The organism is Bacillus sp. FSL K6-2819, assembly GCF_038008305.1.
GTDB classification, from domain to species: Bacteria; Bacillota; Bacilli; order Bacillales; family Bacillaceae; genus Bacillus; species Bacillus amyloliquefaciens.
This window is the reverse complement of sequence record NZ_JBBOYV010000001.1, coordinates 2,164,505-2,179,389: the sequence shown is the minus strand read 5'-3', so window position 1 is coordinate 2,179,389 and position 14,885 is coordinate 2,164,505. Positions and strand designations below refer to the sequence as shown.

Below are 14,885 nucleotides of genomic sequence, written 5' to 3'. Positions count from 1 at the left end.
TGAGTAAAAATAAAATAATTATTGCATATTATTGTGGGAACATATATAATGAAGTTACAAGATGAACGTTGTTGGGAGATGAAACAATGGAAACAACAAGTGCCACTCAAAAGGAAGAGTTGAAGATTACATCATTAAGACAATATCAATACATAAAACAACTAAAGAACTTCACACGAGTCAATCTCCACCTAGAGGATCCAGATGTGTTTACACCTAATAATGTAACTACAATGAGAAAAAATCATAAAGAATATAACCTCATTAAAGAACAAAAGAATTCAATAAAATGTATTTAAGGAGTAAAAATAAAATGAATAATAAATATTATACAGAAGAAAACAAGGCTAAAGTTTGGAAAAAGCATATGATCGTTTTAAAGTTTTTAGAGCAGCCTGAGATAGCAGTAGCTTATAATGAGTTCCTACGAAGAGAAGCGACAAGTGATGAATGGGTTGGATTCGAAGAGGAGCTTTATGAGGAATTAACGGGGATGCCAATTATAAACGTCTGTAAGGACGAAAGGGTAAATGTCCTAAACTAAATTTTATTATAGAATAAAAATAAATTAGGTGTGATAAAATGAATACAGACATCTTAATTAACGCTCTTAAAGAATACGACATGCTAAAGCAAATGGAAATCTGTAACGCCAATATAATGCTACTGAGTAATATTCAAGGTGAAAATGAATGGATTGTTGCATGGCAAGAATTTGATCAATACTTAATGAAAAAAATGATATGAGGTGTCATTATGGGAGCTCAAAAGAAAGCGTCAACACTAAGGGATTATTCAATATACAATAACATAAATAGGTGGTTTGATGAATTAGATTTAAGAAACAGGGATCGAGAAACTGGAGAAATTGAAAAGTCTAATACTAGAGCCACGTATGAAAGGCATATAAGAGAGTTTTTCAACCATTATGCTGCCAAGGATATTGAATATTTAACTGAGAGTGACCTGGCGATCAAGAAAAGCGACCTGTATGATTATCGAACCCATTTGGCTAAAAATAAAAGCAACTCCAATTCAACAATTAACAATAAGATTGCAGCACTGAAAAGTATGATTAAGTACCTTGAATCTGAACATGAGTGTGATGCATCTGTATTTAATTTTAGGCCTCTTCCAACAGAAAAGAACCCAGCAGGTTCTTTTGAAGGAATATCTGAAGCTGATGAATTTGCTGAGGTAGCGTATGCTACTGAGCGTCAGAACAGATTAATGAAAAAGATGTTTATTTTGTTTAGTGCACGCACTGGAGGGCGTAAATCAGAGGTGCTTAGAGTTGGGTGGGATGATATTACTTATTCAGAAAAGCACCAATGTTATCTCGTCAACTTTAAAAAAACTAAGCAAAAAAAGGCTAGGCCAGTTGGAATTTCCACAGCTTTTTATGAAGAGTTGTTGCTGTTAAAGCAAGAGTATGGGGAACATGAACTGTTATTTCATAAGTTAACAGTTGATTCAATACAGGATATGTGGAATCGCGTATGTAGAGTTATGGGTATTCCCAAAGAAAGAAAGATAACTCCGCATAGTTTACGCAATACTGCAACAAACTTTTCTTACAGCGTTAATGGTGATATTAAAAAAGTGGCAGCTTTCTCTGGTCACAGCAATATCAATGTTTTGAATGATCATTATTTAAACAATGAAAGGGATTATTCTCAAGATCCAGGGGTTTTGGTTGATCAAAAAGAAGATATGTCCTTTTTAGATGAAGTTACCTTAGAGCAATATAAAGAATTCTTTTTAAAATCAGACATGTATATACAGAATAAACTTAAAATGTTTTTGAACAAGTGATACAAATAATCATATAAAAGCTTTACTTGCTTATGAAAATAATGATAAATTTAATATGATTATGTGAGGTGATAATGTGTCTGAAGTTTTGTTGACAACGGATAAACTTTATAAGTTAAAAACTGAAATAGAGGAAAATCTTAATGATATTAAAAATGATCCCAATATGGTGAAGGAATTAAAAGCCACAATGGCGGACAAATACAAGGCACTCCCTGGTTATATCCAAGAAATTTTAAATAATAATGATAACAACGTACAGCGTTTAAACGAAAAAGAAGTGTACATTGTTTCAAAAGAGATGTATTCAATTCTTGGGACGCAAGCCTTAGATCCGTCAAATTATTTTCCAACCAGATTGGCAAAAGAGCTTGAAGGTGGGAGGGTATTCGCCGGTGAAGAAGTAGTTAAGCTCCCATACAAGTTTAAAAATGTGATTAAAATTAAAGAGGATAACTATGTCACTTCCATTACTGCCAAAGAACTGAGTGAGTTATATAATAGCTCCATCCTGCAGTACAATTACAACACTCAGCGTGAAGGAAAGTACATTAAGGGTAGCCTTATTCCTGTACCTAAAACAAACCCTAAATCAGTTGATGAGATCAAAGAATTGTTTATTAAAGGCGATTTAATTGTATCAATGTTAACTTTTAACGCTCGTCTTGGAACATCTGATGGTGATGAAGAAGTTGAATATGATCCAAGCGACCAATCCCTCACTGTAACACGAGGAACCTTATTAGATGCTCTTGATGGATATCATCGAATTTCAGGTATTGTTAAGGCCATTGCTGAAGTCCCTGAATTAGATCAACCATTCATTTTAAATGTGCTCAATTACGATGAAGAAAAGGCTAAGGTTCACTTTGCTCAAATGAATACCATAAACCCAGTTGAAAAATCCAGAATTGAAGAATTGGGACAAAAACGGTATTCTTCAACCGTTGTCGAGCAGCTGAAATTTAAAAGTGAACTTAAAAATAAAATAAGCCCACAAAGTGAAATTGGTATCGATAGCAATTTTCTTGTGACATATTATACTTTATCGGAAGCTATAGACGATGCATTTGAGTTGAAATCTCGAAAAGATGCGTTGAAAATTGCGAAATACTTGGTAGACTTTTTCGATAACCTTTTTTATGCCTTCCCAGATGAATTTCTTGAAGATGATTTATCGTCCATTAGAAAGCAATCATACATTAACCATAACGTAATGTTTTACGGTTATGTTTATTTGGCCAAGAAGATGAAGGAAAACAATGTAGAACTAAACAAGCTTGAAAATATCCTTAATACGATTGACTTTAGTAAAAGCGGAAGAGTGTTTGAAGAATTAGGAAGACAAAATAATGAAAATCAACTAAAGAATGTTATGAAGAAGAAACTTAAGCGAATATTTTATGATGAAATTGCTGTTGTTTAAAGCCTAAAGGAGAATTTAATATGAGTGAAATGTATAATGCTGAATTGAAGGAAAAGTTTTTAGAGAAATACGAAAGTGAAGCAACAAGAAACCACTATTGGCTAAGGCTAAGGGATTTCTCAGCTACAGAAAAAATACTTCAAAAAGACATATTTAATTTTTCTTTGGAAGAGCTGCGTACGTTATTTTTAGATTTAGATAGTAAATCTATAGATTCACTAAGAGGAGCAAGAGCTGTAATTGGACAATACACAACATGGGCAATGGAAAATGGCTTGGCAAACAGTAACATCAACAAAGTGTATCAGATACAGGATGGTGACTTAAAGCAGTTTATAGATAAAAACAAAAAAACACTATTCACCAATAAAGAAGTAGAAGAATATGTTGATTTTATGGTTAATGATCAGGATAAAGCGATGATACAGGCTATTTATGAAGGTATAGATGGTTATCAGCATTCAGAGTTACTGAATTTAACAGGTGACGATTTACTTGATGATAACAAGGTAAAGCTGGTAGATGATAAACATGGTGTAAGAATAATTACTGTAAGCGATAAATGTTATGAGTTGCTTAAGCGCGCTAATGATCAAACAACATATCATCTTAGCAATGGTTCGCCAGAGAGTGGACTTAAAAACAAATTTGCTACATTAGTTAAAAGCGAAAACATTTTTAGGCTAAAATATAAGAGTTCTAATCAGAGTATGAAAGCTGATAAATTTTTAGTTCACCGATCTTTTAGTCAGTTTCAAAAATTTTTAGAAGAACCCTTCTTTTCACCCAAGAATCTCATCAACTCAGGAAAGCTCAACATGGCGTATGAGATATACAAAGAGAAGGGTGAATTAAAAGTACCTGATTATAAAAAAATAACTCGACAATACGGGTTTCTGAATGAAGACGCGGAGTTTAATTCACAATCACTGAGGAAAGTAGTGAATATGGATAACTTAGAAAAATATTGTATCAAGTCTGAAGTAATTGAGAATAATTCTTAATCCCTGTTGCAGGGATTATCTTTACATAACTTTTAGAGTAAAAATAAAACACGTGCGGATAAACTCGTGATATTTTTTCGAAAAATATCAGGATTTTGTTCACATTTTTCAGAATTCGACAAAGTTAGACAGAGACAAATTTGTACATATGCAGTAAAATAGTTCTATACCCTAAAAAGGGTACAAGGAGGTTCGCTAGGCCAAACTCCCTAGCGATAAAGTCAATGTTTGATTTTCCATTCATAGAGATCTTCAATTGAACAGTTAAGGGCAATAGCAATGATTTTCGCTGTTTTTATATTCATAGAAGGTCTAAAGCCGTTTGCATAGTCACTTAATCTTTGCGTACTAATGCCTGTTCGCTTTGAAAGTTCTCCTAATGACATTCCTTTACTTTCGAGGAGAATGGAAATCAAACATTGTCCGATTTCAACCTCAAGCATCGGACAACCTCCTGTTATAGTATTGCTTATCATACTATATCAATTCTTTCCAAGTTTTTAAATGAAAGAAAAAAGATTTGCCACTAACTAGGTAAAAGGTTATAATTAAGTTAACAAAAAGGGAACGTAAGTTCGGTTAATTGCTACCAGAGAGAGGGAAACGTATGTCAGAAAAGGATTATTTCATTCAAGGGGAGCTGTGCATTCCTTTTTTCGGCAGAATAAAAGCCAAGAATGAAGAGGAAGCACTTTTGTTCGCATATCAATCAATTAAAAAGAAATTAAGAAATAAAACAGGGAAAATGGGGTTTCTTCAAAAAGATCAAGAAAAATATGAGGCACTATTTGATGTAGACATCATGTGTACAGAGGATGCTGAAATAACAACCTCTTATGCCGAAGAAATAGACGATTCGTTTGAAAATGATGGCTATAAATCTTCTCAACTGTTATCAATAAAATAAACTCACATACACATCTTGCCAGTCATCATGAGACATAAAAAATTGGTGACTTTTTAGTCAGACTGGAGCATACAATGGATTTTAATCTTGAAATTGACTTGAAAGACATTATGAGATCAGTTTCCATGAGTGTTGGTTCTAAGAACATACAAAGTGGAGAGTACTACATAGACATTATCTTTAAAAACAATGGGGATTGTTTGAGGATTAGAATGGATCATGCTTCAGTTTTAGAATTTAGAGATAAAATAAATGAAACTCTTTGGAAACTGGACGGCATGAAGACGTTTATGAAGACAGCAGCTTTACAGTATGAGTAAAGCTGATCTTTTTAAAATTATTTAGAGTAAAAATAAAATAAGTATTTACAACATATGGTTGAGGTTATATAATCAAATTAGAATCAGGAAAGGAGATAGCTTTAATTATTGATTAATGAACCAATTAACGATCAAATAAGAACTATGGTTTTAAGGAAATATACAAAGCTCTTAGTATCATGTGAAAGGTCTTTACGCAGCATAGAGAATAATGAAATCAGAATGGCAATTGGAGATCTAGATTTCGTTAAAGACAATTTAGAGGAAATACAATACATACTTGGAGATGTTGTAAATCAGCACGGTTATTTTAAGAATAAAAATAAAATGTAAGTTTTATTGAGATTGAAATAAGGAGGAAGAGCATGGATAAATTAAAGGAAATTATATGTGACTTGTCATTGTGGCATTTAGCTTCTGAAGAAGAGTTGAAGCCATTTGATTTAAACGCAGGGCCTTGTTACATCATCGAGCAAAGTTATGTCAAAGACATAATGATCGGTTTTATGAAAAAGCAGCAGGCTACTATTGAGGAACACAAGCGCCAGCAGGAAGTCACGGTCATTCAGTTTCGGCAGGCTCAGGAAGAGATTCAGCGACTTAAATACGAGAATGACAATTTCAGAAGGTTGCTTGCTACATTCACCGATAAAGAGGACGATCCTTTCGGAGTGGTAAGTAAGGTCTTAAACGGTCAGTTTCCTGCTACATGGGAAGGTGATGGGGAATGAATGCAAAAAAAAGTAACGATTCCCGCCCGCGATTCCAAAGGTTTCATGATCGGGTTTAAAGAAATGAACGCACTTTGGGAATGTCCTACTTGTGGCGAGGAAATGGGGAATCCACAGCTGATGCAACACGCTGAGGACGGATTCTTCGGACAAGTTCATATTTGGGAGAACCCCTGCGGACATGTAGCTCACTATAAAAATCTACAGATTGTAGGTGATTCAGAATGAGTAAGTTCATCGTTTTGAAAATGGATGACGTCAAAGATCATTTAACTTTTGAGGAACAACTTTTTCTTGGGATATTCATTGACAGGATCAATTTGTGTAGAGAAACCGAAGGGAAAGCACTTAATGATTATGTCGTTATCAACCGGGATGAACCCTATATCGATGAGGTAACGGACATCATGAGAAGGCATGGACATTGGGAGGGCGCGGAATGAGTAAGAGGTCTAACCTGTTATTAAGGAATAATGTGAAATCAAATCAAAGAGAAAAATTCATTGCAAATGGTATACCATATGATGAACTTGATACACAAATGATTAATTTAATTGATATCTTAAATTTCAAGTTTGGTTTGAAAACACGTCATTGTTGTTTTGGGCATAAGCCATACGAAGAAATTCAAGTGATGTTTGAAGAGGAAGTGAATCTAAAAGAAGATCAAATTCTAGAATTAGCAGAATTAGCGGGGAGAGAATGGAAAGGCCTTCAGTTAAGCTTTAGCAAATGGGCAAGGTTTTCCCCATTGATGTTTAATTGGTCATTGGTGCTATCGAAAAGATTCAGAAATCCAGAAGATCCAAATAAATACCGTTATCTAAGATCAGTTGAAGAATTCTTTGAGAGCTATGCTGCAAAGAAGTGATTAAAAGATGCATTTTAATGTGATTAAAAGGAGTGAGAATAATAATGGAATCAAAACATGGAATGAGTCAATATCGCTTAAATAGAGCAAAAAGTTATGCCCAGTCATTTCTAGAAACAGTGTCAAAGATTGAATTTATGTATCAGCTGTCTCTTCAAAAGTTGGTTGATCCAGACATTGCAGAAAGCTATATTGCTAGGAATATTAAAGAAATCGATAGGGAATGGGAGGACTTTAAAAGTTATATTGAGCAGCGGGAGGACATGAGGGAATTAGATTAAGTAAAGGAGTGAAAAGATGGAAGTTTTACAACCAAATCAATATTTTGACATGATTAAATCAAAGAAAAATAAGGTTACAGACAAAGAACTTCAAAGATATTACGACAATTGCTGGTTACTCAATAAGTATAAGCAAACTAATCAAATTAAAGCTGCAAAGAAACTGATATTCCACTTAGAATCAATTGAAAAAGAACGCGAGATTGTAAAGCTTGGCATTGATACGTTTGTTTATCGATATGACATTGAAGAATACATAGATAACATTGCAAAAGATACTGTCAAAATTATTGAGCTTGAAAATTACGAACGTGAAATCCCTGATGATGTAATCATTAAATACAACAAAGTGAAAGACAAATTGGATCGGTTTTATGTGGTGTTTACAGATTATACGGGGAAGGTTGAAAGGCAGATCAAAAAAGAACGGAGAGATAAGGATCCAATTTTATTCGGCACTTTTCAAGATGAGTCGAGTGGTACTTTAATTGAACGTTTTTATTTCATAGGCGACTGCGAAGATGAGTAATGTGATCTCACTTTAGATAAGATGATTTCCAAAGTGCAGGAAGTAAAAGAATCAAATATTGCAATGACCATCAATACACCCCAAGATATTGAGCAATTGAAGAAGCAGTTAAACAACATGGACAAGACAGGAAATGGGTTTAGGATGAATAATCCCGGATTTGTAATGGTTAATGAAAAAGAAAATTGGTTTAAAAAGCTGTTCAAAAGGCCGAAGTGATGAAAAGAACAGTTGACCTTACTGCAAATAGAGAGTTCATGAAGATTGGAAATAGCCGAAGCGAGTCGTTAGTGCAAAGGCACTTAAAGAAGCGAATATACCCATGGAGTGTAGAAGCAGAAGTAAGACAGAACGACCTTTATAGTAACGGCCTATTGTTAACTGGCAACGGCTCTGAAAGAAAAAAACAGAAGGAATCAGCAGCATTTGAGAATACGTGTCACTGTTGTGGTAAGTGGGACTCCTTCCATATGACAATAACAAAATCAACCCTGTGTAAAAGTTGCGAAGAAATGCTTGATCACAGTGTTGTGGGCAACGTCCCTTGGAGAAAGCAGTTTGGATAAAAGTAAAATTTCATTGGAATAGAAAGGAAGAGATTTTTGACACATTACAAGTACATTTGCAGAACTGGTTGCGGCCATACCACTATTATTGATAAATATTATAAGAGACAGAGAGCGTTTTGTGGAATATGCGGGACTCGTTCAACAATGGAGTACATGTGTGAGGTTGAACTTAAAGAGGGTTCCTTGGATTTAGAATTAAGCATTAAAAAGATTAAGCACTGTTCAAAGCAACTTGAACGATTGGCAAGCTTTAATGCAGCATCCGGTGAAGAAATTTTAAAGGATAGGTTGTTTGAAATTGATCAGATTTCAACAGATATAAATGAGTTGTGTAAAGCCATTTTGTAAAATAAGCAATGAATCGGAGGATTAAAAATGAACTTGCTAAAAGAAGTAACCGTATTTGACCTGGATAAAATCAAACCAGGAACTGGAGTTAAAGTGATTTGGTATAAGGGGTCAGAGATGGAGTATACACATCATGGTAAAGTCATCATCAATAATGGGGAAAACTTCTTTTATAAGTATGTGGATAAAGAAGGCTATGTAGGCTACTGTCATGTAAATGCACTTGATGTGAAGAATTTTCCAGACAGTCTAATTGTTGAGATTAAATAATAACAAAAAAGGAGAGTTTTCAGTGAACGTAAAGTTACAAGGTTACTTTAAAGAATTAGACACAAATCTAAAGGAGTTAGGGATGTCTGATTCATCAGTTGAATATGCACCGCACATTAGGGATAAATTCGATAAGGTCATTTATAGCTTAAATGAAATAAAAAACTATTTAGGCGGGGAAGACATGGCCCACACATCAGATAAATATTTTCAATAAAAAGACTGTTTTAACGGAAATGAGAGGTGAACAGTTAATGAAATTGAGGATAATGAAATGTTCAGATACAAGCTACTGGTACAGAGATAAGATAGGCATGTATTATGATGTATTAAATAAAGGTGGGATCGCCCACAGCGTACAACATGATTCAAACACAGCTTTTTCAAAAGCCGCAGTTCTTAAAGAAGATGCTATTGTTTTTGAGGATGAAAAGCTTGATAAAGTTCAGCTATTGTTCAGAAAGCTAGATGATCAGCTTAAAAAGATTTGTTTATAGGAGGGCATGCAATGTTAAAAGAAGTTAAGACATTGGTTTTTGATCCAGACATCGTAAAACGTTCAACACCTGTCAGAGTTAGACAGCGGTTTCCAAATGGGAATTGGTCAGAACCAGAACTAGGCTTTGTTCACAATAATAAAGGAGAATCTTTTAGTTTTTCCACTTATGATGGACGTTCAAAAACCAATAAAGCTGTTAAGGCAAAAGACGTATTTAAAGGAATTGTTGAAGTCGAAATTGGCAGTTGGGAATAGGGGGAAAGCATGTGAAGTTTAAAATTAAGGGCTGCGATGAGGTTCATGTTGAAATCAATGGGGAAAGAGTTGGTGTAAATTATCTTGAAGAAGGTAGTGTAACTCTAGAACAATATAAGAATACTAGGGCGAATTCCGAGGGGTTCGAAGCACTTTATCCCAAACTAAATAATGAGGCGCTTATATACGCAGCTAAGTACCATCTGAAGAATATCTTTTTAAAGAGAAAGCCGGTTACATATGAAGAGTCATTAGTAGCGTGTATGGCTCCCGAACTAATTAAACGATTGGAATCTAAATAAAAGGATTATTTTACAGAGATTGAAATAAAGGATTAATTAATAAACACCAAGTTCAGAACATATGACAAGATGAGGAGTGAGTAATTATTATGGAGAATTTATGTTGTGAAACGTGCGGATTAGATACTCATGAAAATACTGCACCTATCTTTGAAAAGCCTTTAAGGTTTGCTTTGCGATCAGACATTAAAAAGTTAAAACAAAACACCGGCGATCATCGAAAACAAGAAAATATTTGTCTTGACTGTTTCACTGCTGAATTGCAACAAGTTAGCAAGGATTGTAAAACACGGTGCACAATTAAATCAAAGGAGTCTATGGAATAAGTGAAATCCCAAGAGGGTATGCAAGGTAAAAGTGAATCCTATTAGAGAGGGGTACGAATATGGGATGCGGATTTATTATTGACACTGACAGTTATTCAGGGAACTTTGAGCGAGAAATGTGTGCTTACATTACGGGACATATAGGAGATTGTCTAGTTGGATTTGAAGAAGCTGAAGATTACTTAAGTAAGTATGAAAAAATTAAAGGCGTAGTTCAAAAAGAAAATATTACTGGAATTTATAGACCTGTTGAAATAATCGAAACTCCAGATATTTGGAATAATGGTATGGGATTTCACTTCAGAAAAGGTGAAGAGGATATTGCACTTAAAGAATATAGACAATCTATAAAGAGGTATTACGAACCTGAAATCAAAAGATTAAACGGAGCAGAAGCACAAATGGAAAGATATAAAAGAGAAATAAATGAATCTCTTAAACTTACTGAACCAAAAAAACACAAAGCATTTCAGTCTGTTCTTATTCATTTCGAATGCTTACCTTGTGAAGAAACAATAAATTTTATGAAACAAAGGGCGTTTGAATTTGCAATGAACAAAGGTATAAAAATTGAAGGTTTTAGAACTAAGGTTGAGGCCTTTAAAACCATTTAAACCGAACAATGGGTATGTTAGAAGCCCAGCCGGTGTCCGTAGGTTTAACGGAAATCACAAAGAATAAATTCATTGAAAAATTAGCTGAAAGGGTGTCGATGGCATAGGATATCTCAAGTACATAGTTGATACAGCCTGGTTTAACTTAGTTTGGTTTAGATGGCATCTTGGAGCGGACATAAGCATATTTGATGGCTGCGGATGGAGTACATATAAATACTTAAAGGGTAAAAATAAAATAAGTGGAGGTTGTAAGGATGATGAAGAGGAATCTGCTTAGCAACCACGTTGATGAGATTATTGGTGAATATTACGCTGGAAAAGGATATTCAGTCCATAGCATTGAACGCCAGGAAAATGGACAACTGATTGTTATTACGGAACGAGTAGCAGAAGAGAAGGAACCGGCAAAAGTTGATATCGCATTTGATTTTGTACATAGAAGACCACATAAGAAGAAATATTTAGCTTAAAAAAGGCAAAGAGGGATTAACACTCTTTACCGTTAGGTGATTTCTTTAACCGATTCGCAATGTACTTCATTACGTTTACTGCAATCGACACTAATGCAATAATCAATGCTATTTCAAATAAGAGGATGTATCCAAAATTCACATTAAGCTTTTCAAAGTAATCGCTGGTAATAGAGAGGATTTTATAAATCCCTAGCATAAAAACAATAAAGGAAACACCTAAAATTACAAGTGACTTTATAGAATAATCTTTAGCATGTTCAAAATTATAGATAATTATTGATACAAATAACAAACCCGTAGCAATCTTTTGGGTTAGCGAATCATCGGCCGAAAATGATTGCACTACTATGCTGATGATTAATCCAGTAATACCGATTGTTTTATTCAAGGAATCACCCACTCGTATGTAAGTTAGGTATGAGTTTACCAATTCAAGGGGATTTTCTCAAGGCAATACACATTAAAGTTAAATTAAAATCGTGATTTTAAAGGAAGAGGTGGGAAGTGAAATATAAAAAACCAGTTGAAGTTGATGCTATCCAATATGACGGATCACAAGATTCTTATGATGAATTACGGGAATTCTGCGGTGATGTAGTTGGTATCTGGCATGATTTACTTACAACAATGCGTCATATACAAACTTTAGAAGGCAGTATGATCGTTTCGCCTAATGATTTTGTTATTAAAGGAGTCCAAGGTGAGTTTTATCCTTGTAAACCTGACATATTTCATCAGACTTATGAGAAGGTCTAAATAAAAGATAGTTTTTAAAATGAAATGGGGGAGTTAGGGACAATGAAAAAATTTGAAGAAATCATTAAGCAAAAATCAGTACTTCTGAACGATTGGGAAGGAAAAGAAAAGGTTGACGTTTTGTCAGACTTTGAAGAAAAAGAAACTGATGTAAACATTCTGTTTGCCTCTTATGATGGTGACATTTGTGAAGGGCACGCATGGGTTCTATTTGAAGAGAGAGGGAAATTGTTCGAGGTTAATGGTTCCCACTGTTCATGCCACGGTTTAGAAGATCAGTGGGAACCTGAAGAGGTTACTCTCAATGTTTTAGAACACAGATTGTTGAATGGAACATTTGGAGAACCGGATTTTAAGGAAGAGCTATGTGACTTTTTGGGTGTTGAATTTAAATTAAACCACTAGAAGATCGCTATCTAAAGCAGTAACCATATAGATAACGATCATAGAGAGAATATCAATCTCTATAACGCCTTCTTTCCTTAAAGTTATCAGGATACTCATTCTGCTTTGATTTGGACTTGAATACAAACCAAATTACAGCAGCTAGCATGTAATCCATGACTTTATCAAAAGTCCAATTTGTGAAAAGATCCATTAGAAATTTCATTACCTTTCACCTCCGAGACAAAAATGTCCTTTCTCTTTTAGATGGCATGGGTAAGACAACGCCTCTATTAATAAAAGAGTGAAAAGCAATAGAAAAATCAAAAAAGAATTCAAAAAAATTGAGATGGAATAAATGACAGAAACACAATCAAATGGCGGTGATAGCCATAGGTGATATGGAGGAAAGTCAATGGCGCAAATATATGCGTGCTTTCTAAACGGCAAACTATATGGTTGTGGTGACATGGAGTATATGAACGATCTATTTAGAGATTATGTTGTTACCTGTGAGATGTATGGAAGAGACGATTGCACATTCCAAATAACTACGATAAAGAAAGCTCGCAGATTATTGATTAACGAAACTATTGGCGAAAACAGTGAAGCATTAAAACGATTGGAGAGTGAATAAATGCGGTTTTGGATTATATATGGATTGTATGTTTTCTTTTTCGCATATTCGATCACACAGCTTATAACGTTTGAGTCTAACTATACCGGCTTGGCAGTATTTTTGCTTCCCCTTATATTGTCGTCGTTTATAACAGCATTAGTCGTTTCCCTCGGGTTATTCGGAAGTAGTTCTCATAGCGGATATGGAGATGGAGGAGAATGAATGAGAATATTCTAAATGATTTTGTGGGCTAAAATATTTGGTGATTATTATGGGATCAAAATAAAATAGTTATTTTAAAGGATGTGATTTATTTATGGGGAGAATCAATGAAGATGTTTTTCCTTGTGAGATTTGTGGAGAAACCATTGTTTATGAGCCATCTCTTGAATTTAGAGTAAAATGCGATTACTGCAATGCAGAATATTTAATTGAACGAACTGTAAAGATAACATTGTTATCAAAAGTGAAAATTCACAAGGAAAGGGGTATGAAAAATGAAAGAATTATTTAATTGGCAGAGAATAATGTTTTCTCCTAGGGTGTTATTAAATCACTCGAAATATAAGAATAGTCATACGAAAGTCATTGAGGATGGTTGGCGCTTTGATTGTCATATAGGGAAATATTATAAGTGGATTGAGATGGAATAGAACTAACTTAAAGTGTTAATGTAATAGATTTTGAATTTTGTTAAGAAAGAGACATTAAGGAATTATGTAACGGAGAGGTTAGACTCTCCAGGATTCAAAGGAAGGTATACGGAGTTTGCCATGCTTAGTCTTAAATCTGTGTTTAACCTTACATAAGATCGGTTCTACAAATACATATTCATCAGATTCAGACTTTACTTGTTTCATAGAGTGGAACTTACTTCGTTCCGCATTCGGCATGAATTCCATAAATCCAGCTGTTGTACCATCAGGATAAGACAGAAGAAACTTTATATCCTCTTTGGTGTAGCCAGTGATAAGCACATCTGTGTAATCATAATTAATCACTTTCAGCCAGCTATGGGAACGTTTATTGATTTCATAAGGGGAGTTAGCTTTCTTTAGTACGATTCCCTCTAAATTCTTTTCTTTGGCCAGATTGAAGTAAGCTAATCCGTTTCCTTGCAGGCCTTCGATCACAAAGACATTATCGTGGTCAAGGTTTAGGTCTGAAAGCATGCTCTTACGTTCAGTGAGCGGCTTATTAGCGATTGAATGTCCATCAATATAAACTACATCGAATACACAGTAAACCACCTTATGAGCTGATTTCTTAGACATAAAGCGTTCCATGACTGCTTCGAAATCAGGGGCACCGCCTGGGGTAGCTACAATGATTTCACCGTCTAAAACAGTTCCATTGGGTATATCAAGATCCAACAGTTCTGGGAACTTGCTTGTTACTTCATTGTTGTGACGAGTATAAAGCTTTATCTGATCATTAAACTTGGAGAGGATCAGTCTAATTCCATCAAACTTCAGCTCGGTAATATAATCATCGTCATCAAATGGTTCTTTGATTGAATGCAATAACATTGGCGATACAAACAAAATATCACCTCCTACTTAGAACATAATAGCTAAGCGAAG

31 protein-coding genes are annotated in these 14,885 nt (G+C 34.5%); 27 read left to right on the top strand and 4 right to left on the bottom strand.

The window, feature by feature from the left end:
• Window positions 1-86 precede the first annotated feature (86 nt).
• The 6 genes from MHH91_RS11170 to MHH91_RS11145 all read left to right on the top strand — a co-directional run bounded on the left by MHH91_RS11170 (window position 87) and on the right by MHH91_RS11145 (window position 4,245).
• A complete protein-coding gene (locus tag MHH91_RS11170) occupies window positions 87-299 on the top strand; it encodes a hypothetical protein (RefSeq protein ID WP_014472000.1) in 213 nt (70 codons plus the stop codon).
• A 14-nt stretch (window positions 300-313) separates the two neighbouring features.
• On the top strand, window positions 314-544 hold the full coding sequence (locus tag MHH91_RS11165; RefSeq protein ID WP_014471999.1) for a hypothetical protein: 231 nt from the start codon (window positions 314-316) through the stop codon (window positions 542-544).
• A gap of 38 nt (window positions 545-582) precedes the next feature.
• Window positions 583-747: a hypothetical protein gene (locus tag MHH91_RS11160; protein WP_014471998.1), complete on the top strand. Its 165-nt coding sequence runs from the start codon at window positions 583-585 to the stop codon at window positions 745-747.
• 9 nt (window positions 748-756) lie between these two features.
• A complete protein-coding gene (locus MHH91_RS11155; RefSeq protein ID WP_014471997.1) occupies window positions 757-1,815 on the top strand; it encodes a tyrosine-type recombinase/integrase in 1,059 nt (352 codons plus the stop codon).
• Window positions 1,816-1,891: 76 nt separating this feature from the next.
• The gene (locus MHH91_RS11150; RefSeq protein ID WP_014471996.1) at window positions 1,892-3,241 is read left to right on the top strand and encodes a DNA sulfur modification protein DndB; all 1,350 of its coding nucleotides are present in this window, start codon (window positions 1,892-1,894) and stop codon (window positions 3,239-3,241) included.
• 20 nt (window positions 3,242-3,261) lie between these two features.
• Complete coding sequence (locus MHH91_RS11145; RefSeq protein WP_014471995.1) at window positions 3,262-4,245, top strand: phage lytic cycle repressor MrpR family protein; 984 nt, start codon at window positions 3,262-3,264, stop codon at window positions 4,243-4,245.
• A gap of 221 nt (window positions 4,246-4,466) precedes the next feature.
• Here the strand turns inward: MHH91_RS11145 and MHH91_RS11140 are convergent, their stop codons facing one another.
• Window positions 4,467-4,688: a helix-turn-helix domain-containing protein gene (locus MHH91_RS11140; RefSeq protein ID WP_014471994.1), complete on the bottom strand. Its 222-nt coding sequence runs from the start codon at window positions 4,686-4,688 to the stop codon at window positions 4,467-4,469.
• A gap of 164 nt (window positions 4,689-4,852) precedes the next feature.
• On the opposite strand from MHH91_RS11140, the gene MHH91_RS11135 reads away from it, so the two are divergent.
• The 17 genes from MHH91_RS11135 (at window position 4,853) to MHH91_RS11055 (ending at window position 11,540) form a co-directional block, all read left to right on the top strand.
• Window positions 4,853-5,152 carry a hypothetical protein gene (locus MHH91_RS11135; protein ID WP_014471993.1) on the top strand — a complete coding sequence of 100 codons (300 nt, stop codon included), beginning with the start codon at window positions 4,853-4,855 and terminating at the stop codon, window positions 5,150-5,152.
• 74 nt (window positions 5,153-5,226) lie between these two features.
• Window positions 5,227-5,472 carry a hypothetical protein gene (locus MHH91_RS11130; protein WP_020954128.1) on the top strand — a complete coding sequence of 82 codons (246 nt, stop codon included), beginning with the start codon at window positions 5,227-5,229 and terminating at the stop codon, window positions 5,470-5,472.
• A gap of 365 nt (window positions 5,473-5,837) precedes the next feature.
• Window positions 5,838-6,203, top strand: coding sequence for a hypothetical protein (locus MHH91_RS11125; RefSeq protein WP_340977864.1), 366 nt, complete (start codon window positions 5,838-5,840; stop codon window positions 6,201-6,203).
• Window positions 6,204-6,431: a hypothetical protein gene (locus tag MHH91_RS11120; RefSeq protein ID WP_340977862.1), complete on the top strand. Its 228-nt coding sequence runs from the start codon at window positions 6,204-6,206 to the stop codon at window positions 6,429-6,431. It abuts the gene before it with no gap.
• Complete coding sequence (locus MHH91_RS11115) at window positions 6,428-6,646, top strand: hypothetical protein (protein WP_340977861.1); 219 nt, start codon at window positions 6,428-6,430, stop codon at window positions 6,644-6,646. The genes MHH91_RS11120 and MHH91_RS11115 overlap by 4 nt, the downstream gene beginning before the upstream one ends.
• The gene (locus tag MHH91_RS11110; protein ID WP_340977858.1) at window positions 6,643-7,074 is read left to right on the top strand and encodes a hypothetical protein; all 432 of its coding nucleotides are present in this window, start codon (window positions 6,643-6,645) and stop codon (window positions 7,072-7,074) included. Before MHH91_RS11115 ends, MHH91_RS11110 begins: the two co-directional genes overlap by 4 nt.
• A gap of 44 nt (window positions 7,075-7,118) precedes the next feature.
• Complete coding sequence (locus tag MHH91_RS11105; RefSeq protein ID WP_014471986.1) at window positions 7,119-7,355, top strand: hypothetical protein; 237 nt, start codon at window positions 7,119-7,121, stop codon at window positions 7,353-7,355.
• 16 nt (window positions 7,356-7,371) lie between these two features.
• Complete coding sequence (locus MHH91_RS11100; protein ID WP_014471985.1) at window positions 7,372-7,884, top strand: hypothetical protein; 513 nt, start codon at window positions 7,372-7,374, stop codon at window positions 7,882-7,884.
• A gap of 33 nt (window positions 7,885-7,917) precedes the next feature.
• Window positions 7,918-8,103 (top strand): hypothetical protein, encoded by a 186-nt coding sequence (locus MHH91_RS11095; RefSeq protein WP_041915565.1) that lies wholly within the window; start codon window positions 7,918-7,920, stop codon window positions 8,101-8,103.
• A gap of 533 nt (window positions 8,104-8,636) precedes the next feature.
• Window positions 8,637-8,801 (top strand): hypothetical protein, encoded by a 165-nt coding sequence (locus MHH91_RS11090; protein ID WP_340977854.1) that lies wholly within the window; start codon window positions 8,637-8,639, stop codon window positions 8,799-8,801.
• 27 nt (window positions 8,802-8,828) lie between these two features.
• Complete coding sequence (locus MHH91_RS11085) at window positions 8,829-9,071, top strand: hypothetical protein (protein WP_208556672.1); 243 nt, start codon at window positions 8,829-8,831, stop codon at window positions 9,069-9,071.
• 22 nt (window positions 9,072-9,093) lie between these two features.
• Window positions 9,094-9,288, top strand: a complete 195-nt coding sequence (locus MHH91_RS11080; RefSeq protein ID WP_340977848.1) for a hypothetical protein — start codon at window positions 9,094-9,096, stop codon at window positions 9,286-9,288.
• Window positions 9,289-9,325: 37 nt separating this feature from the next.
• Window positions 9,326-9,568 carry a hypothetical protein gene (locus tag MHH91_RS11075; RefSeq protein WP_340977847.1) on the top strand — a complete coding sequence of 81 codons (243 nt, stop codon included), beginning with the start codon at window positions 9,326-9,328 and terminating at the stop codon, window positions 9,566-9,568.
• Window positions 9,569-9,579: 11 nt separating this feature from the next.
• Complete coding sequence (locus MHH91_RS11070) at window positions 9,580-9,825, top strand: hypothetical protein (RefSeq protein ID WP_340977846.1); 246 nt, start codon at window positions 9,580-9,582, stop codon at window positions 9,823-9,825.
• An 11-nt stretch (window positions 9,826-9,836) separates the two neighbouring features.
• Complete coding sequence (locus tag MHH91_RS11065) at window positions 9,837-10,127, top strand: hypothetical protein (protein ID WP_340977845.1); 291 nt, start codon at window positions 9,837-9,839, stop codon at window positions 10,125-10,127.
• Window positions 10,128-10,512: 385 nt separating this feature from the next.
• Entirely contained in the window at window positions 10,513-11,067 is a 555-nt protein-coding gene (locus tag MHH91_RS11060) for a hypothetical protein (protein ID WP_340977843.1), read from the top strand.
• Between the two features lie 257 nt (window positions 11,068-11,324).
• Window positions 11,325-11,540, top strand: a complete 216-nt coding sequence (locus MHH91_RS11055) for a hypothetical protein (protein ID WP_340977841.1) — start codon at window positions 11,325-11,327, stop codon at window positions 11,538-11,540.
• A 16-nt stretch (window positions 11,541-11,556) separates the two neighbouring features.
• Here the strand turns inward: MHH91_RS11055 and MHH91_RS11050 are convergent, their stop codons facing one another.
• Window positions 11,557-11,931 (bottom strand): YoqO family protein, encoded by a 375-nt coding sequence (locus tag MHH91_RS11050; protein WP_340977840.1) that lies wholly within the window; start codon window positions 11,929-11,931, stop codon window positions 11,557-11,559.
• A gap of 116 nt (window positions 11,932-12,047) precedes the next feature.
• On the opposite strand from MHH91_RS11050, the gene MHH91_RS11045 reads away from it, so the two are divergent.
• Together MHH91_RS11045 and MHH91_RS11040 are read left to right on the top strand one after the other, a co-directional pair.
• Entirely contained in the window at window positions 12,048-12,299 is a 252-nt protein-coding gene (locus MHH91_RS11045; RefSeq protein ID WP_014470180.1) for a hypothetical protein, read from the top strand.
• 42 nt (window positions 12,300-12,341) lie between these two features.
• Window positions 12,342-12,704, top strand: a complete 363-nt coding sequence (locus MHH91_RS11040) for a hypothetical protein (RefSeq protein WP_014471977.1) — start codon at window positions 12,342-12,344, stop codon at window positions 12,702-12,704.
• A 52-nt stretch (window positions 12,705-12,756) separates the two neighbouring features.
• Here MHH91_RS11040 and MHH91_RS20830 read toward each other — a convergent pair whose 3' ends face one another.
• On the bottom strand, window positions 12,757-12,909 hold the full coding sequence (locus tag MHH91_RS20830; RefSeq protein WP_014471976.1) for a hypothetical protein: 153 nt from the start codon (window positions 12,907-12,909) through the stop codon (window positions 12,757-12,759).
• 189 nt (window positions 12,910-13,098) lie between these two features.
• On the opposite strand from MHH91_RS20830, the gene MHH91_RS11035 reads away from it, so the two are divergent.
• Both MHH91_RS11035 and MHH91_RS11030 read left to right on the top strand, forming a co-directional pair.
• Window positions 13,099-13,320: a hypothetical protein gene (locus MHH91_RS11035; RefSeq protein ID WP_041915561.1), complete on the top strand. Its 222-nt coding sequence runs from the start codon at window positions 13,099-13,101 to the stop codon at window positions 13,318-13,320.
• 298 nt (window positions 13,321-13,618) lie between these two features.
• Window positions 13,619-13,816 (top strand): hypothetical protein, encoded by a 198-nt coding sequence (locus MHH91_RS11030; RefSeq protein ID WP_014470184.1) that lies wholly within the window; start codon window positions 13,619-13,621, stop codon window positions 13,814-13,816.
• Between the two features lie 217 nt (window positions 13,817-14,033).
• Here the strand turns inward: MHH91_RS11030 and MHH91_RS11025 are convergent, their stop codons facing one another.
• The gene (locus tag MHH91_RS11025; RefSeq protein WP_014470186.1) at window positions 14,034-14,846 is read right to left on the bottom strand and encodes an ATP-dependent DNA ligase; all 813 of its coding nucleotides are present in this window, start codon (window positions 14,844-14,846) and stop codon (window positions 14,034-14,036) included.
• Between the last annotated feature and the right edge of the window lie 39 nt (window positions 14,847-14,885).